21 protein-coding genes are annotated in these 25977 nt (G+C 62.8%); 7 read left to right on the top strand and 14 right to left on the bottom strand.

Annotation, left to right across the window (positions count from 1 at the left end; all coding sequences use genetic code 11):
- Positions 1-341: 341 nt before the first annotated feature.
- Genes AC1ECK_RS14865 through AC1ECK_RS14880 form a run of 4 tightly spaced genes read right to left on the bottom strand, consistent with a single transcriptional unit; the run spans position 342 to position 6947 of the window.
- Entirely contained in the window at positions 342-980 is a 639-nt protein-coding gene (locus AC1ECK_RS14865; RefSeq protein WP_480320334.1) for a glutathione S-transferase family protein, read from the bottom strand.
- The gene (locus tag AC1ECK_RS14870) at positions 964-2487 is read right to left on the bottom strand and encodes an efflux transporter outer membrane subunit (protein WP_480320336.1); all 1524 of its coding nucleotides are present in this window, start codon (positions 2485-2487) and stop codon (positions 964-966) included. Before AC1ECK_RS14870 ends, AC1ECK_RS14865 begins: the two co-directional genes overlap by 17 nt.
- Positions 2484-5648, bottom strand: coding sequence for an efflux RND transporter permease subunit (locus tag AC1ECK_RS14875; protein WP_480320338.1), 3165 nt, complete (start codon positions 5646-5648; stop codon positions 2484-2486). The genes AC1ECK_RS14870 and AC1ECK_RS14875 overlap by 4 nt, the downstream gene beginning before the upstream one ends.
- Positions 5649-5657: 9 nt before the next feature.
- Positions 5658-6947 (bottom strand): efflux RND transporter periplasmic adaptor subunit, encoded by a 1290-nt coding sequence (locus AC1ECK_RS14880; RefSeq protein ID WP_480320340.1) that lies wholly within the window; start codon positions 6945-6947, stop codon positions 5658-5660.
- Between the two features lie 158 nt (positions 6948-7105).
- Here AC1ECK_RS14880 and AC1ECK_RS14885 point away from each other — a divergent pair, with 158 nt between their 5' ends.
- Positions 7106-7690, top strand: a complete 585-nt coding sequence (locus AC1ECK_RS14885) for a TetR/AcrR family transcriptional regulator (RefSeq protein ID WP_480320342.1) — start codon at positions 7106-7108, stop codon at positions 7688-7690.
- A gap of 403 nt (positions 7691-8093) precedes the next feature.
- Positions 8094-9122, top strand: coding sequence for a LacI family DNA-binding transcriptional regulator (locus tag AC1ECK_RS14890; protein ID WP_480320343.1), 1029 nt, complete (start codon positions 8094-8096; stop codon positions 9120-9122).
- A 20-nt stretch (positions 9123-9142) separates the two neighbouring features.
- On the opposite strand, the gene AC1ECK_RS14895 is transcribed toward AC1ECK_RS14890, so the two are convergent.
- From AC1ECK_RS14895 to AC1ECK_RS14910, 4 genes are read right to left on the bottom strand one after another with little or no spacing between them, the layout of a single operon-like run.
- Positions 9143-9616 carry a MaoC family dehydratase gene (locus tag AC1ECK_RS14895; protein WP_480320345.1) on the bottom strand — a complete coding sequence of 158 codons (474 nt, stop codon included), beginning with the start codon at positions 9614-9616 and terminating at the stop codon, positions 9143-9145.
- A complete protein-coding gene (locus AC1ECK_RS14900; protein ID WP_480320347.1) occupies positions 9613-10050 on the bottom strand; it encodes a MaoC family dehydratase in 438 nt (145 codons plus the stop codon). Before AC1ECK_RS14900 ends, AC1ECK_RS14895 begins: the two co-directional genes overlap by 4 nt.
- 17 nt (positions 10051-10067) lie before the next feature.
- On the bottom strand, positions 10068-11270 hold the full coding sequence (locus AC1ECK_RS14905; protein WP_480320349.1) for a CaiB/BaiF CoA transferase family protein: 1203 nt from the start codon (positions 11268-11270) through the stop codon (positions 10068-10070).
- A 34-nt stretch (positions 11271-11304) separates the two neighbouring features.
- Positions 11305-12588, bottom strand: a complete 1284-nt coding sequence (locus tag AC1ECK_RS14910) for an MFS transporter (protein WP_480320351.1) — start codon at positions 12586-12588, stop codon at positions 11305-11307.
- A gap of 332 nt (positions 12589-12920) precedes the next feature.
- On the opposite strand from AC1ECK_RS14910, the gene AC1ECK_RS14915 reads away from it, so the two are divergent.
- Together AC1ECK_RS14915 and AC1ECK_RS14920 are read left to right on the top strand one after the other, a co-directional pair.
- Positions 12921-14054 (top strand): glycoside hydrolase family 88 protein, encoded by a 1134-nt coding sequence (locus tag AC1ECK_RS14915; protein WP_480320353.1) that lies wholly within the window; start codon positions 12921-12923, stop codon positions 14052-14054.
- Positions 14055-14085: 31 nt separating this feature from the next.
- Entirely contained in the window at positions 14086-14865 is a 780-nt protein-coding gene (locus AC1ECK_RS14920) for an enoyl-CoA hydratase/isomerase family protein (protein ID WP_480320355.1), read from the top strand.
- A 61-nt stretch (positions 14866-14926) separates the two neighbouring features.
- Here the strand turns inward: AC1ECK_RS14920 and AC1ECK_RS14925 are convergent, their stop codons facing one another.
- Both AC1ECK_RS14925 and AC1ECK_RS14930 read right to left on the bottom strand, forming a co-directional pair.
- Positions 14927-15655 carry a cysteine hydrolase family protein gene (locus tag AC1ECK_RS14925; protein WP_480320357.1) on the bottom strand — a complete coding sequence of 243 codons (729 nt, stop codon included), beginning with the start codon at positions 15653-15655 and terminating at the stop codon, positions 14927-14929.
- Positions 15656-15754: 99 nt separating this feature from the next.
- Complete coding sequence (locus tag AC1ECK_RS14930) at positions 15755-16345, bottom strand: TetR/AcrR family transcriptional regulator (RefSeq protein ID WP_480320359.1); 591 nt, start codon at positions 16343-16345, stop codon at positions 15755-15757.
- A gap of 536 nt (positions 16346-16881) precedes the next feature.
- Between AC1ECK_RS14930 and xth the strand changes: the two genes are divergently transcribed.
- Positions 16882-17658 carry an exodeoxyribonuclease III gene (gene xth / locus AC1ECK_RS14935; RefSeq protein WP_480320361.1) on the top strand — a complete coding sequence of 259 codons (777 nt, stop codon included), beginning with the start codon at positions 16882-16884 and terminating at the stop codon, positions 17656-17658.
- A gap of 96 nt (positions 17659-17754) precedes the next feature.
- On the opposite strand, the gene AC1ECK_RS14940 is transcribed toward xth, so the two are convergent.
- Positions 17755-19893, bottom strand: a complete 2139-nt coding sequence (locus AC1ECK_RS14940) for a prolyl oligopeptidase family serine peptidase (RefSeq protein WP_480320363.1) — start codon at positions 19891-19893, stop codon at positions 17755-17757.
- Positions 19894-20190: 297 nt separating this feature from the next.
- On the opposite strand from AC1ECK_RS14940, the gene AC1ECK_RS14945 reads away from it, so the two are divergent.
- A complete protein-coding gene (locus AC1ECK_RS14945; protein ID WP_480320365.1) occupies positions 20191-20475 on the top strand; it encodes a hypothetical protein in 285 nt (94 codons plus the stop codon).
- A gap of 85 nt (positions 20476-20560) precedes the next feature.
- On the opposite strand, the gene ntrC is transcribed toward AC1ECK_RS14945, so the two are convergent.
- The 3 genes from ntrC to glnA all read right to left on the bottom strand — a co-directional run bounded on the left by ntrC (position 20561) and on the right by glnA (position 24954).
- Positions 20561-22075 carry a nitrogen regulation protein NR(I) gene (gene ntrC / locus AC1ECK_RS14950; RefSeq protein WP_480320367.1) on the bottom strand — a complete coding sequence of 505 codons (1515 nt, stop codon included), beginning with the start codon at positions 22073-22075 and terminating at the stop codon, positions 20561-20563.
- A 45-nt stretch (positions 22076-22120) separates the two neighbouring features.
- On the bottom strand, positions 22121-23263 hold the full coding sequence (gene glnL, locus AC1ECK_RS14955) for a nitrogen regulation protein NR(II) (protein ID WP_480320369.1): 1143 nt from the start codon (positions 23261-23263) through the stop codon (positions 22121-22123).
- A gap of 275 nt (positions 23264-23538) precedes the next feature.
- Entirely contained in the window at positions 23539-24954 is a 1416-nt protein-coding gene (gene glnA, locus AC1ECK_RS14960) for a type I glutamate--ammonia ligase (protein WP_090685590.1), read from the bottom strand.
- A 445-nt stretch (positions 24955-25399) separates the two neighbouring features.
- On the opposite strand from glnA, the gene AC1ECK_RS14965 reads away from it, so the two are divergent.
- Positions 25400-25864: a rhodanese-like domain-containing protein gene (locus AC1ECK_RS14965; RefSeq protein WP_480320371.1), complete on the top strand. Its 465-nt coding sequence runs from the start codon at positions 25400-25402 to the stop codon at positions 25862-25864.
- Positions 25865-25977 lie beyond the last annotated feature (113 nt).

The raw sequence follows: 25977 nt of genomic DNA on the forward strand, positions 1-25977 counted from the left end.
CCAGAGGTAAACGGATACGCGTAATATTTGAAAGCGTACAGTGTTTTGTATACTATGTTCCAGAAATAAAGCTGGCAACCAAAACAAAATGGTGTTTACCCGCAGTGGGTCGACGTCTCTTGCCACACGAAAGGACGCCCTCTCCCACCGAAAACTCCGCCCTGTTCCCGCGAGAGCCGTCCGTCGTGTGGGGCAAACGTGGGGGCAAAATCCGCTCCAAACGAAAAAGGCCTTATGGACATGCATCCATAAGGCCTTGATTTCTCTGGTCGGGGTGAGAGGATTTGAACCGCCGGTAAGCGCATTCCAGACCGTGACATCGGGCAAATACGCGCCGTCAACTATGGTCCTATGTTGTCCTCCGCAAACGCGCGATAACCCCGCACGACAGAGAGCCTCGCGGCCACTTCCCGAAACCACCGCTCCAGGTTCGGCAGCGACAATCCCTCGAGTTCGGTCTGCATCGAGCCCGCTATCGTGAAGGCCGCGATGTCTGCAATCGTGAACCGGTCCCCCGCGATGAACGGTGAGTGAGCAACGAAACGTTCCGCGTCGGCCAGCCGGCGCACGGCGAGCGATTGCAGCGCCGCCGCCGCATCGGGCATGCGCTGGTGCTTCACGTGGAAACCGGCGTGATTCGGTCCAATCACGTCGGTGATGAAGTAAAAGTACCGTTCGAGCGCAATGGCCCGCGGCACCGGATCGCCATCGGGAAGCAGACGCCCTGGCGCCTTTTCCGCCGCGTACAGCATGATCGCGTTCGACTGCGACAGCACCAGCGGCGCGGCCGCGTCAGTGTGGTCGATCATCACCGGCACCTTGGCCGCCGGATTCAGCGCGACAAATTCCGGCTGCCGCTGCTCGCCTCGCCGAAGGTCGATGTGACGTACGACATATGGCACGCCCGCCTCTTCGAGCGCAATCGCCGCGCGAATGCAATTGCCGGTTTGCGCGCCCAGCAGTTCAACGTGCTTTTGCATCGCCGGCTCCCGGTTGTTCCGCGACGGCCGCGGTTTCCTTCGCGTCGGCCGGCACAGTCCAGCCGCCGCCCAGCGCGCGGAACGTGCCGACCGCCGCGCGCGCCGCATCGGCGCGACCCGCATCGAGCTTGTCGCGCGTCGCGAGCAACTGGCGGTTAGCGTCGAGCACATCCGTCAGCGGGATCGAACCCGCCTCGTAAGCCTGCTGCGACAGATCGCGCGCGCGGGCCAGCGAATCGACCTCGCCCTGCAGCTCCGCGACCTGGAGCTCCGTCTCCGAGAGCGCATTCAGTGCGTCCTCCACATCCTCGGCCGCCTTCAGCACCGCCAGCCGATACTGCGCCAGCGCTTCGGCGTTCGAACCATGCGCCTGCGCGACTTCCGCGTCGATCTTGCCGAAGTCGAACAGACGCCAGCGCAACGCCCCGCCGCCCGTCGCCTGGAACGCGTCCGAACTCAGGAAGTGGCCGACGTTCAGGCTGTCAAAACCGAGCGCGCCGGACAGCGAGATCTTCGGGTAGTAGTCGGAGATCGCCGCGCCGATCCGTTCGCTCGATGCCGCGAGGCGCCGTTCGGCCGCGATCACGTCGGGCCGGCGTCGCAGCACGTCGAGCGGCTGATCGTTGCCGCCGATCGCCGGGACCGATGGAATCCCGGCCGGCAACGCGAGTTGCGACGCGTAAGTGCCGGGCTGGGCGCCCATCAGCACGTCGAGCCGGTTCAGTTGCGATTCGAGGCCCACGCGCAACGTCGGAATCGACGCGCGTGCTTCCTTCAACAGCGCCTCGGCCTGCGCAACTTCGCGTCCATCGGCCTGCCCCGCCTGGTAGCGTGACTGTACGAGACGCAGCAGTTGTGCATCCGTATCGACCTGATCCTGGGCCACCGCGAGCCGCGTCTGATAGCCGCGAATCTGCATATACGCATCGGCTGCGTCCGCCGCGACGGTTACGCGTGTGCCGGCATGGTCCGCCTGCGCCGCCTGCACTTCGTCTCGCGCCGCGCGCGCGCCTCGACGCAGGCCGCCGAACAGATCGATTTCCCAGCTCGCGGACGGCCCCAGCGTGTATTCGCGCTGGCCGCGCGTATAACCGGGGAAGCCCCGCGCGAGCGAGCCGATCGGACCTTCGACGCTCTGATGCTGAGCCGTCGCCGAGGTATCGAAATCGAGCGTCGGCAACAGCTCCGCACCCGACGCCGACGCCACCGCGCGCGCCTGTTGCACCCGCGCATAAGCGGCCGCCAGATCGAGGTTCTGCGCGAGCGCGCGCTGCACGATCGTCACGAGCATCGGGTCGTGGAAGCCCGTCCACCACTGGTCGAGCGGCGGCGCGGCCAGCGTGGTTTGCCGTGCCGACACCGCATCGAGGTTGTGAAACGCCGACAGGTCGGTCTTCGGCGCGACATAATCCGGGCCGACCATACAGCCCGACAACGCAACGACCATCGCCCACGCGGCCACTCCACCGCCCGTGCGCGTCACGGAACGAATCATCGAGGCCGTCATGCGCGCTCCTCCCGGCTGAATCGGCGCGGCATCGCCTTGCGGCCGAAGCGGCGAACGATCGTATAGAACGTCGGCGTAAACACGAGACCGAAGCCCGTCACGCCGATCATCCCGAACAGCACGGCCGTGCCGAGCGACTGCCGCATCTCCGCGCCCGCGCCGGTCGCGATCGCGAGCGGCACCACGCCGAGAATGAACGCGAACGACGTCATCAGGATCGGCCGCAAGCGGGTACGCGCCGCATGAACGGCGGCCTCGCCGGCCGGTACGCCGTCGTCGTCCTGCCGCTGGCGCGCGAACTCCACGATCAGAATCGCGTTCTTCGCGGCCAGCCCGACGAGCACGACGAAGCCGATCTGCGCGAGGATGTCGATCGGCATCCCGCGCGCGTCGAGCCCGATCACCGACGCGAGCAGACACATCGGCACGATCAGCACGATCGACAGCGGCAGCCGCCAGCTTTCGTACTGCGCGACGAGCACGAGGAACACGAACAGCGCGGCCGCACCGAAGATCACGAGCGTCGGCGTGCCGCGTTGCTGTTGCTGGTACGCGAGATCGGTCCATTCATAGGCGATGCCCTTCGGCAGCACCTGGTTCGCGATCTCCTCCATGCGCTTGAGCGCCGTGCCCGACGCCACGCCCGGCGCCGCGCCGCCGAGAATCTCGGCCGCCGGGAACAGGTTGTAGCGCGGCACGCGATACGGCGCGGTAACGGTCTTGAACTGCGCGACCGTACCGACCGGCACCATCTCGCCGGCGGCGTTGCGCGCCTTGAGCCGCGCGATGTCCTCCGGCGTGCGCCGGAACTGCCCGTCTGCCTGCACGATCACCTGGTAAGTCCGTCCGAGATAGTTGAAATCGTTCACGTACTGCGAGCCGAGATAGACCTGCAGCGTCGAGAACACGTCGGTCGGCGTCAGTCCGACCTTCTCCGCCTTCAGACGGTCGATGTCCGTATAGACCTGCGGCGAGCCCGCGTTATAGAGCGTGAACACGCCGGCGAACGTCGGGTCCTGGTTCGCGGCCGCGACCAGCGCGTTGGCCGCTTTCGCGAGCGCAGCCGGGCCGAGTCCTTCGCGGTCTTCGAGCATCATCTTGAAGCCGCCCGTGCTGCCGAGCCCCTGCACCGGCGGCGGCTGGATCACCAGCACACGCCCGTCGCGGATCACCGACAGCCGCTGCCGCAACGTCGCCAGCACCGACGCTGCCGTCACGCCCGGAATCTCGTGGTTATAGAGCGAAGGCAGGCCGACGAAGATCGTGCCGCCGTTCGACGCGATCGTGGTCGTCGTCGCATCGAGCCCGACGAACGGCGCGATGTGCTCGATGCCCGGCGTCTTCGCAATGATGTTCGCGGCTTCCAGCACGACCTTTTCGGTGCGCGCGAGCGTCGCGCCCGGCGGTAGTTGCACGAGCGTAATCAACAGGCCCTGGTCCTGTTCCGGAATGAAGCCGGTCGTCGCGCGCGAGAACAGCACGCCGGTGGCCGCGATCAATCCGATATAAACGAGCACCACCACCGACGACGCCCGCACGAGCCGCCGCGTGAGATTTCCGTAGCCGCTCGACACGCGATCGAACCCGCGATTGAAGCGGCCGAACTGACGATCGAGCCAGCCCGTGAATCCGCTGCGCGGCACGTCGTGGCTGTAATGCGGCTTGAACAGCACCGCGCACAGCGAAGGGCTTAGCGTCAGCGAGACGAAGCACGAAATCACCGTCGAGGCCGCGATCGTCACCGCGAACTGCTTGAAGAAGAGCCCCGAGATGCCGGAGATGAACGCCGACGGCACGAACACGGCGCAGAGCGTCAGCGCGATCGCGATCAGCGCGCCGCCGACTTCGTCCATCGTCCGATGCGCGGCCTCGCGTGGCGACATGCCCGCGCGCATGTTGCGCTCGACATTCTCGACGACGACGATCGCATCGTCGACCACGATCCCGACCGCGAGCACGAGCCCGAACAGCGACAGGTTGTTGATCGAGATGCCGAGCGCCTTCAGGATCGTGAACGTGCCGACGAGCGAGACCGGGATCGCGACGACCGGAATGATCGTCGCGCGCCACGTCTGCAGGAAGATGAACACCACGGCGACCACGAGCAAGACCGCGATGAAGATCGTCGTGATCACCTCGTTCACCGACTTGCCGACGAAGTGCGTCGGGTCGTAGATGATCTGGTAGTCCAGCCCTTGCGGGAACGTCGTCTTCAGTTCCTTCATCTTCGCGATGACGGACTCTTCGACGCTCAACGCATTCGCGCCGGGTTCCGCATAGACGAGCAGCGGCGTCGAGGGTGTCAGGTCCTTGTACGCCGACGAACCGTAATCCGCCGCGCCCAGTTCCACACGACCGATGTCGCGAATGCGCGTGACGCGCCCGTCGGGGTCCGACTTCACGATGACGTCCGAGAACTGCTCCGGCGTCAGCAGCCGGCCGAGCGTCTCGACGTTGATCTGATATCCGGATTCGCCCGGCGTCGGCGGCTGGTTCAGCAAGCCGGCGGACACCTGCACGTTCTGCGCGCGCAGCGCCGCAAGCACTTCGGCGCCGGTCACGTCGCGCGTCGCGGCCTTGTCGGGATCGAGCCAGATCCGCATCGCGTACTGGCGCTCACCGGCGAACACGACGTCGGCGACGCCAGGCAGGCGCGCAAGCACGTCCTTCACGTGCAGCGTGATGTAGTTCGACTGATAGAGCGCGTCGCGCGAATGATCGGGCGAATACGGATGCACGGCGAGCAGGATCGCGGGCGTCGTCTTGCGCACCGTCACACCTTCGCGCTGCACGTCGTCGGGCAGATGCGAGAGCGCGTCCTGCACGCGGTTCTGCGTGAGCATCTGCGCAACGTTCAGGTCGGTGCCGATGCGGAACGTCACCGTGATCGTGAGGCGTCCGTCGCCGGTCGATTGGCTGCTCAGATAGAGCATGTTCTCGACGCCGTTGATCTGCTGTTCGAGCGGCGTCGCGACGGTGCGTGCGATCGTTTCGGCGGACGCGCCCGGATAGGTCGTCGTCACCTGCACGGTCGGCGGCACGATCTCGGGGTACTGCGTGACGGGCAGCAGCGTCAGCGCGGCAAGACCGAACAACGCGACGAAGATGTTGAGGACCGCGGCGAAGCGCGGATGGTCAATGAAGAAATGAGTCAGACGCATGATGGGCGCTCACTCCCCTTGGGCCGGCGACGGGGATTCAGACCCGGACGCAGACCCCGACACAAGCCGGATCTCGCCGTTCGTCGGCTTCACCTTCGTGCCCGGCATTGCATACGGCAAGCCGGCGATGATGACGTGATCGTCCGGCTTCAATCCCGCACGCACGACGCGCAACCCACCACGCAATTCGCCGATCTGCACCGGCTTCGGCACGACGGTGCCGTCGGGCGCGACCGTCATCACGACGTGGTTCGACTGGTCCGGCAGCACCGCCGCATCGGGCACGAGCAGCGTCGGCACCGGCTCGGACAGCGTCAGGCGCACCCGCGCGAACTCGCCCGGCGTCAGGCGAAAATCGTGATTCGGCACCGTCGCGCGCGCACGGATCGTGCCGCTCGAACGGTCAAGTGAGTTGTCGATGAAGTCGAGCGTGCCGTGCCGGCTGAAGTCCTTGTCGTCGGCGAGCGCGATCTCGACGCCGCTCGCGAGCGGCCCGTTCTGCGCCGCGCGCTCGTGCAGGAACGTCGCGTGGTCGGCTTCGCTCATGTCGAAGTCGAGATAGACCGGATCGAGCGAGACGATCTTCGCGAGCAGCGTCGTCGGGCTCGTCGCCGCGCGGCTGCCGGCGATCAGGTTGCCGACCGACACGAGGTGCGTGCCGATGCGGCCAGTGAACGGCGCGCTCACCCGGCAGTGGTCGAGGTCGAACCTCGCGTCGCGAATCTGCGCTTTCGCGTCGTCTGCCGATGCCTGCGCGGCACGCTGGTCGGCCGCGCGCTGATCGACGTTCTCCTGGCTGCCGGCGTCGCTTTGACGAAGCGTCTGCGCCCGGGCGAACTCGCGATTCGCGAGTTCGAGTCGAGCGGTCGCGCTTTCGAGCTGCGCGTTCGCCTGCGCGAGCCGGATCTCGTACGGCTCCGGGTCGATCACGAACAGCAGATCGCCCTTGTGGACGATGTCGCCATCCTTGAAGTGGATTTCCTTCAGCGTGCCGCCGACCTGCGCGCGAATCTCGACGTCGTCGACCGCCGCGAACTGGCCGAGAAAGCCGAGCCGCGTGGAAAGATCGCGTTGCAGCGGCACACTCACCGTCACCGTCGTCACACCGGGATGGCTGGCGCCGGCTTGAGCGCCGCGCCCGCGCGACGACCAGAACCACCCGCCGCCCCCAACGATCAGCGCGAGCAGGATCACGACGACCCACGTACCCGTTCGTGTCCGATCAACGCCTTGCCTGAACAGCGCGACGTCGTCGGCCACTTCCTCGCCTACACCTGCCTCTTCTCTATATCCGGTCATGTCTGGCATCGGCACGACCGTGAACGATCGCCCATTTAGATGATTATGATCATCCAAAGATACAGGCCGTCGTGACGTCGGTCAAGAATTAGATGATGATCGACATCGTTATCCACGTCGTCTAACATCGTGACATGACAGTCAGGAGGTCGTGAATCGTGAGGAAATCAAAGGCCGAAACCGCCGAAACGCGCAAACGGATCATCGAAATCGCGGCGGAGGAGATCCGCCGCAACGGCATTCAGGCGACCGGGCTCGCGGACGTGATGACTAAGGCCGGCTTGACGCACGGCGGCTTTTACCGGCACTTCGAATCGAAGGACCAACTAGTCGCGCAAGCGTGCGCGACGGGCATGGCCGTGGTGCTCGGCGAGGTCGAAGGGTCGGCCGAATCCGCCGCCGACGAAGACGATCGCAAGGCAGCGTTCAAGTCGATCGTCGAACAGTATCTGTCCGTGGAGCATCGCGACGATCCGTCGAGCGGCTGCTTCCTCGCCGGCCTCGGCAGCGAACTGGCGCGCGCGGATGAGCCGACGCGCGCGGCCGCGACGAAAGCGTTTTCCGATCTCGTGGAAATGATCGCGCGGCATATCCGGCGACGGAAACCGGAAGCCGCGCGAGCGGATGCCGTTTTCGCGCTATCAGCGATGGTCGGCGCGATCACGATGGCGCGCGTGGTCGACGATCCGGAGTTGTCGCAGTCCGTACTGGACGACGTCAAACAACATCTCGACGCGTTGTAACAAGCGCTCGTCATAAAGTCGCCGCCACACCTCTCTTCTCAATCGTCCATCAACGAGCGTCGACAGGGCCTCTTCCATGACCACGCCTGCCGCAATGACGTCATCGATCCGATCGGGCGCCGGACGCTCGATTTCATAGTGATCGAAGGTCGGACCGATGCAGTGCCTGATGGTCTCATACGTGCCACACAACGTTCCGTCGAAATCGAGAATGCAAAAGAAAAAATAGAGTGAAAACGTTGTCACCAGTGCCGGCCGAATGTGTCAGCGGCCGCACACGCTCGTGGTAACCTTCAATCGGTTCGCGCCGCAATGCCTTTACGCAGGCCTACAGTTGCATCTCATTGCAGTGCGACTTCTTCATCACGTCGCCGTATCAACCTAGACAACGATTGCAAGCTCCATGGCTCCGGTAAGTTTGAACGACGTCGCTCGCGCGGCAGGCTGCTCCCCTTCCACCGTTTCCCGCGTCTTGCGCACCCCCCACGTGGTACGCGACGAAGTCGCGCAGCGCGTGCTCGCCGCGGTACGCAAGCTCGGTTACACGCCGAACAATGCCGCGCGTGCGCTGCGTTCCCGCCGCACACGAATGATCGGCGCCGTGCTCCCTACGCTCGAGCATGCGATCTACGCCCGTCTAGCCAATGCGCTGGAAACCCAGCTCGCCGCTAACGGCTACTCGCTCATCGTGACGACCTCAGGCTTTGAAGCGCGTAAAGAGCTGGAGCAGACGCAACTCATGATCGAACGCGGCGCGGAAGGCGTGGTGCTCGTCGGCGACGCGCACGAGCGCGCGCTCTACGAGTTCCTCAGTCTGCGCAACGTGCCGTACATCAACACCTACGTATACACGCCGCAAGCAACTCATCCGTGTATAGGGTTCGACAACAGGCGCACGGCGAGGCAGGTCACCGAATATCTGCTGAGTCTCGGCCATACGGAGATCGCCATGCTGACCGGCGTGCGCAAGGACAACGACCGTGTGCGCGCGCGTATCGAAGGCGTCGAGGAAGCTTTGCAGGAGCACGGCCTCGCGATCGCCCCGGAACGCATCATAGAAGGCCCGTATGCAATCACGGCAGGACGCAACGGCATGCGAAAGCTCCTGAATCTTCCGGTGCGCCCGCAAGCAGTCATCTGCACGAGCGACATCCTCGCATTCGGCTGTCTCGCGGAATGCACGGCGGCCGGCATTGCGGTGCCTCGCGAGCTGTCAATCACCGGCTTCGACGATCTCGATTTCGCCGCACATCTGAATCCGCCGCTTACGACGATGCAGGTTCCCGCAATGGAAATGGGCGAGCAAGCCGGGCGCTTTCTCGTCGATATGCTGGAAGGCAAATCGCCTCTCGACAGGGTCGAGCTCGAAGCGCGACTCGTCATTCGCGGCACGACGGGTCAGCCGGCCACCTCGAAGCTGCGCAGCGCGTAGCCGGCCACGCAGCCATCGACCTACTGGCTGCTTCTGCGCACCATCATGGTGGTAGTCTTGCCCATTTGCACGCACTCGCCACGTTGATTGAACACGTCGATCGCCAATACAACGATGCCGCGGTCCGCGCGCTTCGTTTCGCGTCTTGATTCCACGCGCATGATAGCTGTGATGCGGTCGCCACTGACCACCGCCTGCTTATAGTCCCACGTCAGCGAAAGCGTTGCGACAGCTTGCAGGCGCCACGCACAACGCATTTTCATCGCATCGACCAGCGCGACAATCAACAGGCCATGCGCAATGCGCCGCTCGAAACCGAGCGCGCGCGCCGCTTCGTCATCCGTGTGAACCTCGTAGAAATCACCGCCGACGCCCGCGAAGGCGACGATGCTCGCGTCGGTGATCGTCACACCGCCCAGGTCGATCGAATCGCCCACATTCAGATCGTCGAAATAGCGGCCCGTCGGGTTCATTACTTCACTTGTTGCGTTCATTGCGCGGCCACCCATTTGAGAATGTGCTCGGCCACGCAAACCAGTTGGCCGTCCTGGTTGACGATACGAATATCAGCCACCGTCCGGCGCCGTTGCGCATCGGCATCGCGAATCGTATAGTCAAGCCTGATTGTCTCGCCCGCGAAGACGGGCTTCAGGAAGCGTATGCGGTCGTAGCCGAGCGACACCGGCGTTTCGCTCTCTCGCACGCCGCTCACGCGTTCGACGATTGCCGTCGAGCACGCCGACATATATGCCACCAGCAGCGCGCCGTGCGCGATCACGCGGCCATAAGCGCTTGCGGCCATCGCCTGCTCGTCGACGTGATTCGGCGAATGGTCGCCGCTGAGGTCCGCAAACGCGCGAATGGCTTGCGCGCCAACGTGCTGTTCGAGCGACACAGTATCGCCCACGCACAGGTAAAAATCGCTCATCGCCGTGCTCGACCTCATCAAGCCGACACGGTCGCTTGCGCGAGGCCGCGTCCCGACACCACACCCGCATCCGCGAGCGACTGGATCCGCTCACCCTCGTAGCCGAGTTCTTCCAGAATCTGCCGAGTATCATGGCCGATCTCGATCGCCAGATGCCGTACAGCAGGCACTTCACCGTCGTAACGCAACGGATGATTGATCAGCGTCGCCTTGCCGTTGCGGATGTCGACTGTTTCGAATACGCGGTTGTGCTTCGCCTGTGGGTTATCGCGCAGGTCGCTATAGTCCTGCACGGGCGCCCACCACATGGCTTTGGCATCGAGCGCGGCGGCCAGTGCATCGAGGCTGTAACGCTTCACCGCGTTCGCCGTGGCGCGAGCGTACGCATCACGCTCTTCATACGGATTGCAATTGGCGAGCGCGCGCAAGCCGTCGTCGTCGAGTGCTTCGGCAAACACGGTGGGATTGTTCAGCGAGATCGCCACCGCACGATCATCCGCCGTGCGATAGATGCCATAAGGCGCCTGATGGAACCACGTCGACAGATGCGCGTCGCGTTCGAACACTTCCGCGTTCTTTTCGGCGGTCAGATAGTTTGTGATCGCTTCGGCCTGCAGATCGATACCCGCGTTGAACAGATTGCCTTCCACGCGTGTGCCCTCGCCCGTCTTCATGCGCTTCACGTAAGCGCCGAGAATGCCCATTGCGAGCAGCGCGCCGCCGTGCTGGTCGCAGATCGCGGCGCCGACCGCCGTCGCGCCGCCACCTGATGCCGCCACAAGCCCGGTGCGCGCCTGAATCATCAGGTCCTGACCGGGCATGTCGCGCATCGGACCGGAGCCGCCGAAGCCGCTCGCCGATGCGTAGATGATGTCGGGCTTGCGCGCCTTTACCGCTTCGTAGCCGAGACCAAGACGGTCGAGCACACCGGGCCGGAAGTTCTCGACGACAGCATCCGCCTCGTCAATCAGCTTCATCGCGATCTCGATACCTTCCGGCGACTTCAGATTGAGCGCGATCACCCGCTTGTTGCGGTTGGCGCAGAGAAAGAATGCGCTGACGTCTTCAATGAACACTCCCGCGCCGGACCAATGCCGCTCGTAAGCGCCGTCGCGCGCTTCGATCTTGATGACGTCCGCACCCATGTCGGCGAGATATTGAGTGGACGCCGGCCCTTGCAGATAGTGGCAAAAGCTGACGACGCGCATACCTTCGAGCATTACATTCTCCAGATGAAAATAGTTTGAAGCCGGCTCACTGCGCAGAGCGGGTCGCGAGCGGCAGCGATGAACTCGCGTGCGCACGCCGTACGCTGCTGGCCAACGCGACGGCCACGATCAGCGCGCCGCCCATGAACAGATACGAGGACGCCGGATCGCCCGTGAGGCCGGTCAGATAACCGACTGCGTAGGAGCCGAGGAACGAGCCCAATGCACCCACGCTATTGATCAATGCTAACGCCCCGCCCGCCACCGTGCGCGGTAAGACTTCAGGCGCAATCGAGAAGAACGGAGGGAACACCACATACATGGAAATGCCGGCGAGCGTCAGAAGCGCAAACGACAGCCAGAAATTCGACGGACCCACGAAATACAGCGCGAAGAACGACAGCGCGGCAATCGCCAGCGGCACTGCGACGAAGAGCTTGCGGTTCTGCATGCGATCCGACATCCATGCGACCGGCAGCATGCACAACACGGCGCCGAAGTACGGCACCGCAGAGAGCCACCCCGTGTTGACCATGCTAAGCGTCGCACCGTGCCTCAGGATGGACGGCAACCACAACAGGAAGCCATAGAAGCCGAGACTTTGGAAAAACAGCACGCCCGCGAGTTTCCACACCGCGAGCGTCCTGAACGCCTCGCGGTAGTTCTTCACGGGCGCGAGATCTTTCTGCTCGTCCGCCAGGGTGTTTTCGAGCAGGGTCTTTTCCGCATTGGTTAGCCAGTTCACCTGCGAGGGCTTGTCGCGCACCACGACGATCCACACGAATGCCCACAGCACCGCCGGTAAGCCTTGCGCGATGAACATTGCGCGCCAGCCCCACGATTGCACCAGATAGCCGGAAACAACGGACATCCAGAGGATGGTCGCGGGATTGCCGAGCAGAAAGATCGTGTTCGCTCGCGAGCGCTCGCGCCTCACGAACCAGTTGGACACGTACACAAGCATGCAAGGCATGACTGCCGCTTCGACGATACCGAGCGCGAAACGCACGGCCATCAACATCGGCACACTGGTAACGACGCCCGTTAGCGCGGCGAGCCCGCCCCACGCGATCAGACTGAAAAAGATCAGCCGACGCACACTGCGCCGTTCCGCGTACATGCCGCCGGGAATCTGGAAGAAGAAGTAGCCGAGAAAGAACAGCGAGCCGAGCAGCGAGGAGGTCGAGCGGCTGATGCCGAGATCGTGATCGATGCCCGCCGCGGCCGCAAAGCCGTAGTTCGCCCGATCGAGATACGCGAGGCTGTACGTGATGAACGCGACCGGCAGAATGATCCACCATCGCTTGATAGGAAGGGGGGTTGCGACCATCTCCTGTCTCCTTGTGTTCTGGTTTGCCGTCGAATCGCCCGCAGACGGAAAGGTTGCGGCTCACGCTCGACCGGCTTATGACAACGATTGCAGACAAGATAGGCTCTGTCTGGCATCGTTGTCAACGAGATACCTGATAATTTCTTGCGCTCGTAAACCCTTAAAATAGCCAAAAAATCCTCTAGAACCGGTATGCCAGAGCCGCTGGAAGCATGGATCACCCAATCCCCAAGAACTTGCCTTCAGCGAAAAAATGCCGCAAAGTGACAACGTTGTCAAACATTTCACCCCGGCTGAGCAGCACGCCGGACGCACCTGCGAGAGGAGAAGACATGAGCAATTGGTTGACCGACAGCATTGAAGCGGCCGTGAACAAGGTTGACGCCCAGGCAAGCCGGGGCGGCGACTTCCCGCATATCACGCAGGACGGAAAATGGTGCACGACGCCCGATGGCGTATGGACCGGTGGATTTTGGGCGGGCCTGCTCTGGCTGGGTTATGAAGTGCAAAAAAGCAGCGCACTGCTGAAAGCCGCAACGTCGCTCACAGACCGCCTCCTCCCGCGCGCCGCCGACGCCGTCAACCATGATCTCGGCTTCATGTTCTATCCGAGCGCAATCAAAGGCTGGCGGATCACGGGCGACGAACGGTATTTGAACGCCGCGCTCACTGCCGCCAATAGCCTCGCGGCGCAGTTCAACCCACAAGGCGGCTTTATTCCCGGCTGGGGTTTCTTCGGCGGGGAAAACTGGTCGGGTTCGGTATTGATCGATACGTTGATGAATCTGCCGCTGCTCGTCTGGGCCGTCAACCATGGTGCAGACGAGCGTCTCCTCGATGTCGTGCATCGTCATGCCAGAACCGCGCTCGCCAACCATCAGCGCGCCGACGGTTCGGTCTTTCACGTGTACCAATTCGACCCCGCTGACGGCACGCCGATTGCCGGCGATACGTATCAGGGACTCGATGCTTCGAGTGCCTGGTCTCGCGGACAGGGCTGGGCTCTAGGCGGCTTCGCGATGCTCGCGGACATGACGGGGGCGCAGGAATATCTCGCGGCGGCACAGCGCGTCGCGAACTATGTGGCGAAGCACCTGCCGGAAGACTTCATCCCGCCGTGGGACTATTCGGCAGGCGCACCAGCGGTCAAGGACTCGTCGGCCGGCGCGATCACCGCGTATGGTCTTATCCGGCTTTGGGAACTGACCTCCGACGCGCGTCATCTCGACCTCGCCGAAACGATGCTCAAAGCACTTTGCTCGCACTGCCTGATACGCGACGAGCGCGCGCCGATTCTCGCGCATGCAACGGCGGATTTGCCGCACGGCCTGGGCATCGACGAGTCGACGATCTACGGCGATTATTATTTCCTCAAGTCGCTGCTGGCGCTGCGCGGCATCAAGGACCAGCACGAACAACGTGAAAACGGCGCACATGGCTCGCTCGTGCAGACATCGGCCGGCTAACTGGCGACAAGACATCGACCGGAAAATCATCATGGAAACAATCAGGCAGGAACGCTTCGGTACGGTTACCGTACTCACGCTCAATCGCCCCGAGCGGATGAATGCACTCAGCAAGCCACTGCTGCAAAGCCTCGACGACGCGTTAGTCAGTCTTGGCAATGACGCTCACACGAGCGTCGTCGTGCTGACAGGTGCAGGCACGAAGGCCTTCTCCGCAGGAGCGGACATCAACGAGCAGCGCGACTTCTCACCCGAGGACGCGTACGCGCATATGCGCTGGGGTCAAGCCATTTTCAACCGTATCGAGGCGTTCTCGAAACCGACGATCGCCGCCGTCAACGGCGTCGCGTTCGGTGGCGGGCTCGAGCTGGCGCTGGCGTGCGACCTGAGGATCGTCGCGGACACGGCACGGCTCGGGTTGCCTGAAATCACACTCGCGAGCTTCCCGGGCTGGGGAGGCACGCAGCGTCTACCCGCGCTCATCGGCGCCTCCCGGGCAATGCGGATGATGTTGGTGGGCGACCCCGTCTCTGCCGACTGGGCCCTCGATACGGGGCTCGCCAACGAGGTAGTCGAAGCGAGCGAACTGCTCGATCGCACGCTGACGCTGGCAAATCTGATCGCGCGAAATTCGGGCGAAGCGCTCGCGACCTTGAAGTCAGTGGTCCGCACCGGGCTGTATGAAGGTCGTGCGGCTGGACTCGAGGCGGAAGCAAAAGGTGTGGGCGCGCTTTGGGGCACCCCCGCGCAGAAGGCGGCGCAAGAGGCTTTCTTCGCCCGAAGGAAAATTCGTTCGTCGAATGCCAGGTGACGCACACCAACACCAACCTCGATGCCGCGGAGCTGATCCTCCTCCTGATCAGCTCCGCTGTTTAATCCTTCAACCGCGTAATGGTTTCATCGGTCGTCCAGAGGGCGTGGGCGAGGAACCGATAGTTGATAATCGCCGCCAGGTAGCCGTCACCTTCCGGCACACGCGGACCGGCCGTCGCATCACGCACCACGACGACCTCGAAGCCTTGCTCGATCAGTTCGCGCAGATGTGACTCGATGCATAGATTCGCGGCCATGCCGGCGAGAATGATCTGGGAGACACCCCGCTTGCGCAGTTGCAAGACCAGATCGTTTGTCTCCGGACCGTACACCTTATGAGGCGATGCGATAATCGTTTTACCATCGAGGATGTAGGGCTTGTATTCCTCGAGGAAATCCGCCCCCGAACCTTCGAAGTCTTCGAGCGTGTTCGGCCCCTTGCGGGCAAACATGTCGATGCCGTGCATCACTTTCTCGAGCGGACCGCCAAAGTGCCAGTGATGGTCGACGGGATAGTAGTAGTGCGGGGAGACGGCGACGACCATGTCCAACTCTTTCGCGGTCTTGAGCAGTTGCCCGATGTGCTCAACCGTGTTGTTTTCGACGATGCTTTCTCCGAAAAACGGCCAGCTCACACCACTCGGACTGAGAAAGTCGTTCTGCGGATCAATCACCACAAGTGCCGCCTTCGACCGGTCCAGCCTGAAGCCGGACTGCGAGAGCACCGGATTGGCGGGGTCGGCGTACCGCCCCTGGTCGGCTTGCTGCGCTGCGTTTTCGCTGCTCATAAAAGAACCTCTCCAGATAAAAACGAACTACTGAAAACCGGTCCGCACACGACGATTCGACAATAGCTGACCAGTCGCTTTATTAAAAGAGAAAAATTTTTACGTCAACAGTAACGGCAGTACGACCGTCTCGAAACGCTCGCATGCCTTGCCGCTTTGCTCGACTTTTGCCCGCATGACTGCCCCTTCGTAGGCCTCAACAAGAATTGCGGCCACCTCTGCCGCGTCCCGCTCCTGCGGGTACTCACCCCGCAGTTGCGCCTCCCGCAGACAGTCCGCCAGCGCCCTCTCCCAGCGACTCATCAGGCTCGTAAGCTGCTGTCGCGTATCCTCACTGCAGTTGGAAAGCTCAAGCGACAGATTGCCTATCAGGCAGCCAAGCGCGAAATTCTTGCGGGCGTGATCGTCCGAAACGGCATGGAAGAACCTGCTGATGCGCACGAGCGGTTTGACTCGCGCATCGAAGAGGATCGGACCGTGCCGGGCCTCGATAGACAACCAGTACGCTTCCAGTATCTCCGCAGCAAATGCCTCCTTGCTGTCGAAATAGTTGTAGAACGAGCCCTTCGGGACATTGGCCGCAGCGGTGATGTCACCTACCCCACAGCCATTGAAACCTAGTTCCAGTACGACGTCGCGTCCGATGGAAAGCAGTCGCGAACGGACTTCAGGATTTAGAGGGCGTGGCATAAGCGTAGTCTGTTTTTACGAGTTAGCAAGATAACCGGTCATCTATTTTTGTGTCAACCTTTATTGTTGCCCTTTCCCGGCGGCGACCCATCACCTTCGTGAAAGATTCAGCCAGCCTTGACGCGTTGCCTGCGACAAACGGCTGTTGTGGGCCGCCTTGAGACCCATGCCCCAAACTGAACCAATCGTGGTCGATCTGCAATGTTGGTTGGGCGGCAAGTATTTTTCGTTTGGCGGGATTTGAGCGAAGCGTGCTGCCTCGAGGAATCGTTCTGCTTGACCTTGCCAACTTTTATAATGAGCCTTACCCGGCGATGATCGCCGGGGCAGAGGTACGATGGAGCTTTATTGATCAGGAGACGGGCGAGCACCGTCGCCAGAAAGCATCATGAGAACGGGGTGTATCGTGAGACGCAGGGCTGGCGTGGCATGTGAGCCCTGAGTATTCGCACCATCCGTAAAATCGTCTATCAATATGTATATCATTAGCCAGGCTAAATGGTATATCTATTGATATTCAATACTTTAGGCCATTGATGAAAATCGCCACCTGGAACGTCAACTCGCTGAAAGTCCGCCAGCAGCACGTGATCGACTGGCTCGAAACGAGTCACACCGAGGTCCTGTGCCTGCAGGAACTCAAACTCACTGACGACAAATTCCCGCGCGCCGAGCTCGAGACCAGAGGCTATCGGAGCTGGTACGCCGGCCAGAAGACCTATAACGGTGTCGGCATCCTGGTGCGCGAGGGCTTGAACGTCGACGAAAGCACGATTGTGCGCAATATCCCGGGCTTCGAAGATCCGCAGCAACGCGTGATTGCCGCGACGATCGAAGGCGTGCGGGTCATCTCGGCGTACTTCCCCAACGGCCAGGCGCCCGGCACCGACAAGTTCGCCTACAAGCTGAGCTGGCTCGCCGCACTGCACGACTGGGTCGCAAGCGAACTCGCGCAATACCCGAAGCTCGCGCTGCTCGGCGACTACAACATCGCCCCCGAAGATCGCGACGTCCACGATCCGAAAGCCTGGGAAGGACAGAACCTCGTGTCGCCCGAAGAACGCGCCGAATTCGTGCGGCTGACCGGACTGGGGCTCATCGATGCATTCCGCCTGTTCGATCAGCCGGAGAAAGTGTTTTCGTGGTGGGACTACCGGATGCTCGCGTTTCGCCGCAACGCCGGCCTGCGCATCGATCACATCCTGCTGTCGAAACCGCTTGCCGCGGCCTGCACGTTCTGCGACGTCGACAAGACGCCGCGCAAATGGGACCAGCCGTCCGACCATGCACCGGTGGTCGCACAGATCGATTGAACCGTCGTTAACGCTGCTTGACCGTGCCAGCGCCGCACCGCGTTGCACAATTGCTTACGCGTGGCGGCGCCGTACTGCCGCGGGCAGCGTCGCGCCCTACCCTGCGCTTTTACCTGACGCCGATCCGCTCAGGCACGTCCACAGAAACTCGTACACCATCGCATCATGGACGGCCTGCTCCAGTTCATCGGAGCCGCCGCCATGCCCGCCGTCCGTATTCTCCCGATACCACACGCGCTGCGCTCCGCACGCCTGCATGCGCGCCACCATCTTGCGCGCATGTCCAGGATGGACCCGATCGTCGCTGGTCGACGTGGTGAACAGCGCCGGCGGATAAACCACCTCGTCGCACACGTGATGGTACGGCGAGTAAGTTGCGAGCACGCGCGCTTCATCCGGCTCGTCGGGGTCGCCGTATTCGTCGATCCACGATGCGCCTGCATGGAGCAGGTGATAGCGGCTCATGTCGAGCAACGGCACTTCGCACACCACCGCGCCGAACAACTCGGGCCGCTGCACCATGCACACCGCCACCAGTAAGCCGCCGTTGCTGTCGCCCTTGATGCCCAGTTGCGCCGCCGTGGTCACACCATCGGCAATCAACGCCTGCGCCACGGCGATGAAATCGTCGAACGCACGCTGCCGGTGTTCGCCTTGTGCCGCGCGATGCCAATCCGTGCCGAACTCGCCGCCACCGCGGATATGCGCGACCACGAACACCCCGCCCTGCGCGAGCCAGCCGATCCCAGGGCCGGTCAGATAGCTCGGCGTGAGGGGGATCGCGAAGCCGCCGTAACCGGTCAACAGACACGGGCGGGTTGCGGCTGCCCCATGCGCCGGTTGACCGTCCGCCGAAAGTGCGCGCGGACCGATCACCGTGTATGGCACCCGCGTGCCGTCGGCGGAATGCGCGTGACCACGCTTCACCGTATAAGGCATCGCGTCGAACTGGGTCGGCCAGCGGTCGAGCAACTCCCATTCGGCCAGATCGTCGCGTGCCAGGTCGGCGAGCCAATACTCGGGCGGCTGAAGATAATCGTCGACGTCGACATACACCTCGTCGTTCACCGTCGGCTCGATCGGCGACACGTCGACCTGCGAGCTCGCGCGCGCCGGGAAAGCCCGCGAGGACCATTGCCACGCGCCGCCCTCGGTCTGCTGCGGCTGCCACAGCACCGTCTTGCCCTGTACATCGTCCAGATACGAAACGATCAGATGATGGCGCGTGTGCGTCCAGTCGCACGCCGAGGTCTGCGCGGTCGGCATGAAAAGCGGCACGAAGCGGCGCGCGCCGGCCAGAAACTCACGCTCGCGAATCGCCAGCAGCGCGCCGCCCGGATAGTGCGCGCCTTCGCAGGACCAGTCGAGACGCGGCTCGAGCAGCAACCACCCTTCCCAGCCGCCTACCGCCACATGCGCGGGCACGTCGTAACGCTGCCAGGCACCGGCAGCATCGAGGTAATACGTTTCGGAATCGAAGAAGTCGACGCTGCGCACCAGCGTGTGCCGCAAATCGATCGGGTCGTATTGGGCATCGACGCTGATGTCGTCGAACTCGCCGCGGTACACGACCGGCGCCTCGGCCAGCGCCGTGCCGCGCGACCAGCGCCGCACTTCGCGCGGATAGCCCGAACGCGTCAACGTCTTGCCGCCTTTGTCCCAACCCACATAGACCGTCTCGCGGTCGATCCACGAAACCGTATGCTTGCCCGCCTTCGACACGATAAAGCCGTCGCTCAGGAAGCGTTGCGCGTCGATATCGAATTCGCGCACCACCACGGCGTCCGAGCCACCCGGTGACAAGCTCACGAGTGCGCGATCGCCATCGGGATAGAGGATGTCGAGTTCGACGCAAACCCACGGCGTACCCTCGGCTGCGCCAAGGGCGTCGAAGTCGAGCAGGTTCTGCCACGTTGACGTGCCCGCACGCCAGCTCGCCCATGAGGTGCGGCGCCAGATACCTTTGGGATTGCGTTCGTCCTGCCACAGGTCGTAGGCCCAGTCCTTCCAGCGCTCGGGAATCACCGGCCGCTCGTGCGGCAGATAGGCCGCGGCGAGGCGCTGCGTGAGGCCGTCGAAGCGTGCGCCGTTGCACCATGCGGCACGCGTGCGCGCGTTCTGCTGCTCGACCCAGGCCAGCGCGGCAGGATCGTCGAGCGATTCGAGCGACAGGAAAGGATCGGGAGCAAGAGGCCAGGAAACTGAAGCCGGTGAAGACAAAGCGGATACAGGCATGGTGGACCATCGTAACTGAACAACGACGATTATGCCTTGTGCGTCGCCCGACCCGATCCTGATCCCGGCTGGAACAGCGTGGACAGTCGTGGTGGTGAAACGGTAATGAAACGATTAAGCCGCTGAAATTCTGCTCCGTTACAATCCCGCGCAGACCAGTTCAAGACGGGGTAGCAAATGCGTAGAGCAACGCTTGCGGTATGCGCGGCGGCGCTGACGTTGCAGGGGTGCGCCACATACAATCTCTCGTTGTTGCCGCGGACAGCGGGGCCGATGGCCCACGGCACAGCAAAGCAGATGAGCCAATCAGTGACCGTCAAGCTGGACGGCCGCACCTATAAGGGGCGCTATGCGCTCGTGGAAGGTGGCTCGTTCGCGCTGACAAGCGCAAACGACGGTGGGCAGAAATATGACGGCACGGCCGTCAACGTCAACGCCCTCGGTAACGGCAACGTCCTCGCGCAATCCGCGGACGGCCACAACCTGCGATGTGTTTTCACGTTCAGGGACGAGAGTCAATCAGGCACCGGCGTATGCCTCACCGATGCGGGCGCGGCATACGATCTTCAGATCACCCGCTAGTCCAGCGTACGCCGAGCACGTTGGGGCGGGCGCGAGGCGCCGCCTTGCAGCGCCCCGCTCGTCAGATGCAATGGTCAGGCCAACCTCAAGGTTCGAGGTTCAGCTCCTGGATCTTGCGCGTGATCGTATTGCGGCCAATGCCCAATCGTTCAGCCGCTTCCACCTTGCGGCCGCGCGTAAAGTCGAGCGCTTCGCGAATCACCGCAGCCTCGAATCGCCGCGCAAGTTCGTCCATCACATCGGGCGCGTTCTCGCGCAGCATCCGCGCAACTTCGGTGCGCAAGCCGCTCTCCCACACGGCGACGGTCGCCGCGAGCGGCACGCCGGGCATCGACGGCACGTGCGCCGACAGCGTGGCGCCGTTCGTCGCCGCTTGCCCTGCCGCGCCGCTTGCCGCATCGCCGCCCAGCACGCCGCTCGCGGAGATTTCGGCCGAGCCGGCCTGAGCCGGCACCAGATCGGGCGGCAAATCCTTGATTTCGATGGTCTGCGCCGGCGCCATCACCGTCAGCCAGTTGGCGAGATTCTCCAGTTGGCGCACGTTGCCCTGAAACGGCAGCGAGGCGAGATAGGCCAGCGCCTCCTCGGAGACCCGCTTCGGCTCGACGCCGAGATCGCGCGCGCTCTTCTGCAGGAAGTGGCGCGTGAGCAACGGGATGTCCTCGCTGCGCTCGCGCAGCGCCGGCAGGCGCAAGCGGATCACATTGAGACGGTGATACAGATCTTCGCGGAACAGGCCCTGACGCACCCGCGATTCGAGATTCTGGTGCGTAGCGGCAATCACCCGCACGTTCGCGCGTAAAGGATTGTGGCCGCCCACCCGATAAAACTGCCCATCGGAGAGCACGCGCAGCAAACGCGTCTGCAGATCGAACGGCATGTCGCCGATTTCGTCGAGAAACAGCGTGCCGTTCTCGGCCTGCTCGAAACGCCCTTGACGCATCGACTGCGCGCCGGTGAAGGCACCGCGCTCGTGGCCGAATAGTTCGGACTCCAGCAAATCTTTTGGAATCGCCGCGGTATTCAATGCGATGAACGGACCATTCGCGCGTGGGCTATGCCGGTGCAAGGCGCGTGCGACCAGTTCCTTACCGGTGCCTGATTCGCCGGTAATGAGCACGGTCGCCGCAGAATGGGACAAGCGGCCGATGGCGCGAAACATGTCCTGCATGGCCGGCGCCTGGCCGAGCATTTCCGGTGCATCGGCGATGCGTTCGTCCCACGTCTGCTCGCCGCGCATGCTTTCGTCCACGGCGCGGCGGATCAGTTCGACCGCCTTGTCGACGTCGAACGGCTTGGCGAGGTACTCGAAGGCGCCGCCCTGAAATGCGGCCACGGCGCTGTCGAGATCCGAGAACGCGGTCATGATGATGACGGGCAAGCCCGGCACCTTGTCGCGCACGGTCTGCAGCAATTCGAGGCCCGAACCGCCAGGCATGCGAATGTCGGACACCAGCACTTGCGGGCTGTCGTGATCGAGCGCGACCGCTGCTTCGCGCACATTCGCGAAGCTGCGCGTCGCGAAGTTCTCACGGGCGAGGGCCTTCTCGAGCACCCAGCGTATCGATTGATCGTCGTCTACTATCCAGATCGGCTTCATAAGGTCGGTCAGAAGTCTTTAGGTGCGCTTGTGACGCATGAGGTATTAGCAGTCGAGCGGCAGCAGAATCTGAAACTCGGTGTGGCCCGGACGGCTTTCCACTTCGATCAGCCCGTCGTGCTGCTGCACGAAAGTCTGCGCGAGCGTGAGACCCAGACCGCTGCCATCCTCGCGCCCCGAAACGAGCGGATAGAAAATGCGGTCGCGGATATCTTCTGGAATGCCAGGTCCGTTGTCGATGATATGCAAGTCCAATGCCAGCTTGCAGAGACGCTTGGCGATGGTGATCTTGCGCGCAACACGAGTGCGTAACTCGATGCGCGCGTCGCCTTGCGAAATCCGTTCACGCAACGCTTCAGCCGCATTGCGCACGATGTTGAGCACCGCCTGAATCAGTTGTTCCTTGTCGCCGCGCAGATCGGGCACGCTCACGTCGTAGTCGCGCTCGATCGTCAGGCCGCGTGGAAACTCCGCGAGAATCACGGCCCGCACACGCTCGCACACTTCATGAATATTCACGTCGCCGACGATATGCGGATGACGGTGCGGCTCGAGCAGCCGGTCGACCAGCGTTTGCAGCCGGTCCGATTCCTTGATGATGACCTGGGTGTACTCGCGCAACTCGTCGCGCTCGCGCACACCCAGTTCGAATTCCAGCAATTGCGCCGCACCGCGAATCCCGCCGAGCGGATTCTTGATCTCGTGCGCGAGGTTGCGGATCAGTTGCTTGTTGACCGCAGTCAGATCGTTGATGCGCTCTTCGCGGTCGGTGCGCAGGTGGCGCTCGTTCTCGAACAGTTCGAGCAGCACGTAGTCAGGCGCGCCTTCGAGATAGCCCACGATCGCATGCACATGCAGCGGTTCGTGGCCCTGGCGCTCCAGCACCGCATCGAGATGCGTCGCGTGAAAACGCTGTGCGGCAATCGAGGCGACCGTCGCGATCAGCTCGTCCGAGTTCGCGAAGATGTCCGGCCACGCCATCTGCGTCAATTGCCGGCGCGACAACTCGAGCATCGCCTCCGCGGACGGATTGGCAAACGCTACGCGCAGGGTGCGTTTTTCGAGTACGAGCACAACCGTCGGCAAAGCCTCGAAGCCGGTCAGTAAACCGGAGTCCACCAACTGTGCGTTTTCCGACAGCGGCTCGGCATGCCCTTTTCTTGCTTTGATCAGATTCTTCAGAACCATCTTGCAGTCTGGCCGATGAGAGATGGTGGTAAAACAAACCGCCCGCACATCGCAAACGGCATCGCAAACGTTAGCCCAGAAAAGCGCCGGGCCCCCCCAAGTTTTGCTGGGGCCCCCTCGGGGGGCATGGCGCGAAGCGCCAGGTTGGGGGCGCACATCATCCAGATTCAACAAAAAAGGGACGGCGCCGCCGTCCCTTTGTGACCCGCATTCGACCAGTCACGAGCGTCGGGCGCGCGCTTCGCCACACGTAGGGGGCGAAGCGCCATCGCCGCTTACAGCGAGTAGTACAGTTCGAACTCGACCGGGTGCGTGGTCATGCGCACACGTTGCAGTTCAGCTTCCTTCAGTTCCAGGTAAGCGTCGATCATCGAATCCGTGAACACGCCGCCGCGCGTCAGGAACTCGCGGTCGTTGTGCAGCGCGTCCAGCGCCTGGTCGAGGCCGGCACACACGGTCGGGATCTTTGCATCCTCTTCCGGCGGCAGGTCGTACAGGTTCTTGTCGGCGGCTTCGCCCGGATGGATCTTGTTCTGCACGCCGTCCAGACCTGCCATCATCAGTGCCGAGAAGCACAGGTACGGGTTGGCCATCGGATCCGGGAAGCGCGTTTCGATACGGCGGCCCTTCGGGTTCGACACGTGCGGAATGCGGATCGATGCCGAACGGTTACGCGCCGAGTAGGCGAGCTTGACCGGTGCTTCGAAGTGCGGCACGAGGCGCTTGTACGAGTTCGTCGTCGGGTTCGTGATGGCGTTCAGCGCGCGAGCGTGCTTGATGATGCCGCCAATGTAGAACAGTGCGAATTCCGACAGGCCAGCGTAGCCGTTGCCTGCGAACAGGTTCTGGCCGTCCTTCCAGATCGACTGGTGAACGTGCATGCCCGAACCGTTGTCGCCGACCACCGGCTTCGGCATGAAGGTTGCCGTCTTGCCGTAGGTGTGCGCGACGTTGTGGACGATGTACTTCAGTTGCTGGGTCCAGTCGGCGCGTTGCACCAGCGTCGAGAACTTGGTGCCGATTTCGTTCTGGCCCTGGCCCGCGACTTCGTGGTGATGCACTTCGACCGGAATGCCGATCTGTTCCAGCAGCAGACACATTTCCGAACGGATGTCCTGGAACGAGTCGACCGGCGGCACCGGGAAGTAGCCGCCCTTGACGCCCGGACGGTGACCGGTGTTGCCACCTTCGAATTCCTTGGCCGACGACCACGGTGCCTCTTCCGAGCCGATCTTCACGAAGCAGCCCGAGATGTCCGTGTTCCACTGGACCGAATCGAAAATGAAGAATTCGGGTTCCGGACCGAAGAAAGCCGTGTCGCCAAGGCCCGTGCTCTTCAGATAGGCTTCTGCGCGCTTGGCGAGCGAGCGCGGATCGCGTTCGTAGCCCTTGCCGTCGGCCGGCTCGACCACGTCGCAGGTCAGCACCAGCGTCGACTCTTCATAGAACGGGTCGATGAACGCCGTGTTCGCGTCCGGTACGAGCAGCATGTCCGAGGCCTCGATACCTTTCCAGCCGGCAATCGAAGAACCGTCAAACGCATGGCCGCTCTCGAACTTGTCTTCGTCGAATGCCGACACCGGCACCGATACGTGTTGCTCTTTGCCTCGCGTGTCGGTGAAACGGAAGTCGACAAACTTGACGTCCTCGTCCTTGACGATTTGCATGACGTCGGCCACGGATTTACTCATAACCTATCTCCTGATTAACGAATTCGGCGGATTGAGCCGCCGCCCAAATCTAGCTGACCCGTCCCGGCACGTCTACCTCGCATTGAGGCGATACGAAGGCGGACGCCAAAAAGCCGGTGGTCGAATCGATCGGCACCAGATAAGCAGCTTCTGTGCCATGTATGCGCCAAGCCGGCGCAAAGGCCTTCGCCACGCGCGTTTGCGGGGAATCGCCGCACCCTGGCGGGCGTGAACGAGACCTCTTTCCTGAAACGTCGGCACCATCATAGGGCAATCCCGAAATGCGCATCGGATTGAATCCCCGTCTTGGGGCATTCAGCTTATTTTGCACCTTTTTGGCGCATTTAGCGTAAGACAGGCTAGGGCGTTGCGCCGTGCCGGCGCAGCACGCACGACCAGGCCGCCGCGCTAGAATGATCATTTGGTCCGAAGGAGAGTTGCTGTCATGAGTACGCTCGAACAGTTGTACGCGCAGGCCGAAAAGCGCCGCATCGAGAACCAGTTGCCTTACGCCGGCGCCCTGTCGCCCGCCGAGGCCTTCGAGCTGCTGCAACTCGATCCGCGCACCCGCCTCATCGACGTGCGCACCCGCGCCGAACTCGACTGGGTCGGCCGGCCGGTGGTCGGCGACGGCCAATATGCCCATGTGGAGTGGACGCGTTATCCGGGGGCGGTGCCGAACCAGGAATTCCTGCAGCAACTGGGCGCGGCCTCGAGCCCCGATACGCCCGTGCTGTTTCTGTGCCGCAGCGCCGCGCGCTCGAAGCTTGCCGCCATCGCCGCGACGCAAGCCGGTTTTACCAAGGCCTTCGACCTGCTGGAAGGCTTTGAAGGCGACAAGGACGGCCAGGGGCATCGGAAGACGGTCTCGGGCTGGTGTTTTCGCGGTTTGCCGTGGATCGGCGCTTAACGGCGCTTAAGGCTGCCCCCGCAATGGGAAGCGACTGGCAATGCACCTGCAAGCAAGCCACTTGGAACACCCGGCTGCCGGCGACGCATTGACTGCATCGTCGGCGCTGGATG

The sequence above is a fragment of the Paraburkholderia sp. SSBN10T genome (genome assembly GCF_056619545.1).

What these genes read in the sequence shown, in the direction of transcription:
- AC1ECK_RS14965 (WP_480320371.1), top strand. Translation starts at nt 25,400, where the DNA reads ATGAGTACGCTCGAACAGTTGTACGCGCAGGCCGAAAAGCGCCGCATC.
- AC1ECK_RS14940 (WP_480320363.1), bottom strand. Translation starts at nt 19,893, where the DNA reads ATGCCTGTATCCGCTTTGTCTTCACCGGCTTCAGTTTCCTGGCCTCTT.
- AC1ECK_RS14895 (WP_480320345.1), bottom strand. Translation starts at nt 9,616, where the DNA reads ATGAACGCAACAAGTGAAGTAATGAACCCGACGGGCCGCTATTTCGAC.
- AC1ECK_RS14920 (WP_480320355.1), top strand. Translation starts at nt 14,086, where the DNA reads ATGGAAACAATCAGGCAGGAACGCTTCGGTACGGTTACCGTACTCACG.
- AC1ECK_RS14915 (WP_480320353.1), top strand. Translation starts at nt 12,921, where the DNA reads ATGAGCAATTGGTTGACCGACAGCATTGAAGCGGCCGTGAACAAGGTT.
- AC1ECK_RS14880 (WP_480320340.1), bottom strand. Translation starts at nt 6,947, where the DNA reads ATGACCGGATATAGAGAAGAGGCAGGTGTAGGCGAGGAAGTGGCCGAC.
- AC1ECK_RS14865 (WP_480320334.1), bottom strand. Translation starts at nt 980, where the DNA reads ATGCAAAAGCACGTTGAACTGCTGGGCGCGCAAACCGGCAATTGCATT.
- AC1ECK_RS14925 (WP_480320357.1), bottom strand. Translation starts at nt 15,655, where the DNA reads ATGAGCAGCGAAAACGCAGCGCAGCAAGCCGACCAGGGGCGGTACGCC.
- AC1ECK_RS14890 (WP_480320343.1), top strand. Translation starts at nt 8,094, where the DNA reads ATGGCTCCGGTAAGTTTGAACGACGTCGCTCGCGCGGCAGGCTGCTCC.
- glnA (WP_090685590.1), bottom strand. Translation starts at nt 24,954, where the DNA reads ATGAGTAAATCCGTGGCCGACGTCATGCAAATCGTCAAGGACGAGGAC.
- AC1ECK_RS14900 (WP_480320347.1), bottom strand. Translation starts at nt 10,050, where the DNA reads ATGAGCGATTTTTACCTGTGCGTGGGCGATACTGTGTCGCTCGAACAG.
- glnL (WP_480320369.1), bottom strand. Translation starts at nt 23,263, where the DNA reads ATGGTTCTGAAGAATCTGATCAAAGCAAGAAAAGGGCATGCCGAGCCG.
- xth (WP_480320361.1), top strand. Translation starts at nt 16,882, where the DNA reads ATGAAAATCGCCACCTGGAACGTCAACTCGCTGAAAGTCCGCCAGCAG.
- AC1ECK_RS14875 (WP_480320338.1), bottom strand. Translation starts at nt 5,648, where the DNA reads ATGCGTCTGACTCATTTCTTCATTGACCATCCGCGCTTCGCCGCGGTC.
- AC1ECK_RS14910 (WP_480320351.1), bottom strand. Translation starts at nt 12,588, where the DNA reads ATGGTCGCAACCCCCCTTCCTATCAAGCGATGGTGGATCATTCTGCCG.
- ntrC (WP_480320367.1), bottom strand. Translation starts at nt 22,075, where the DNA reads ATGAAGCCGATCTGGATAGTAGACGACGATCAATCGATACGCTGGGTG.
- AC1ECK_RS14930 (WP_480320359.1), bottom strand. Translation starts at nt 16,345, where the DNA reads ATGCCACGCCCTCTAAATCCTGAAGTCCGTTCGCGACTGCTTTCCATC.
- AC1ECK_RS14870 (WP_480320336.1), bottom strand. Translation starts at nt 2,487, where the DNA reads ATGACGGCCTCGATGATTCGTTCCGTGACGCGCACGGGCGGTGGAGTG.
- AC1ECK_RS14905 (WP_480320349.1), bottom strand. Translation starts at nt 11,270, where the DNA reads ATGCTCGAAGGTATGCGCGTCGTCAGCTTTTGCCACTATCTGCAAGGG.
- AC1ECK_RS14945 (WP_480320365.1), top strand. Translation starts at nt 20,191, where the DNA reads ATGAGCCAATCAGTGACCGTCAAGCTGGACGGCCGCACCTATAAGGGG.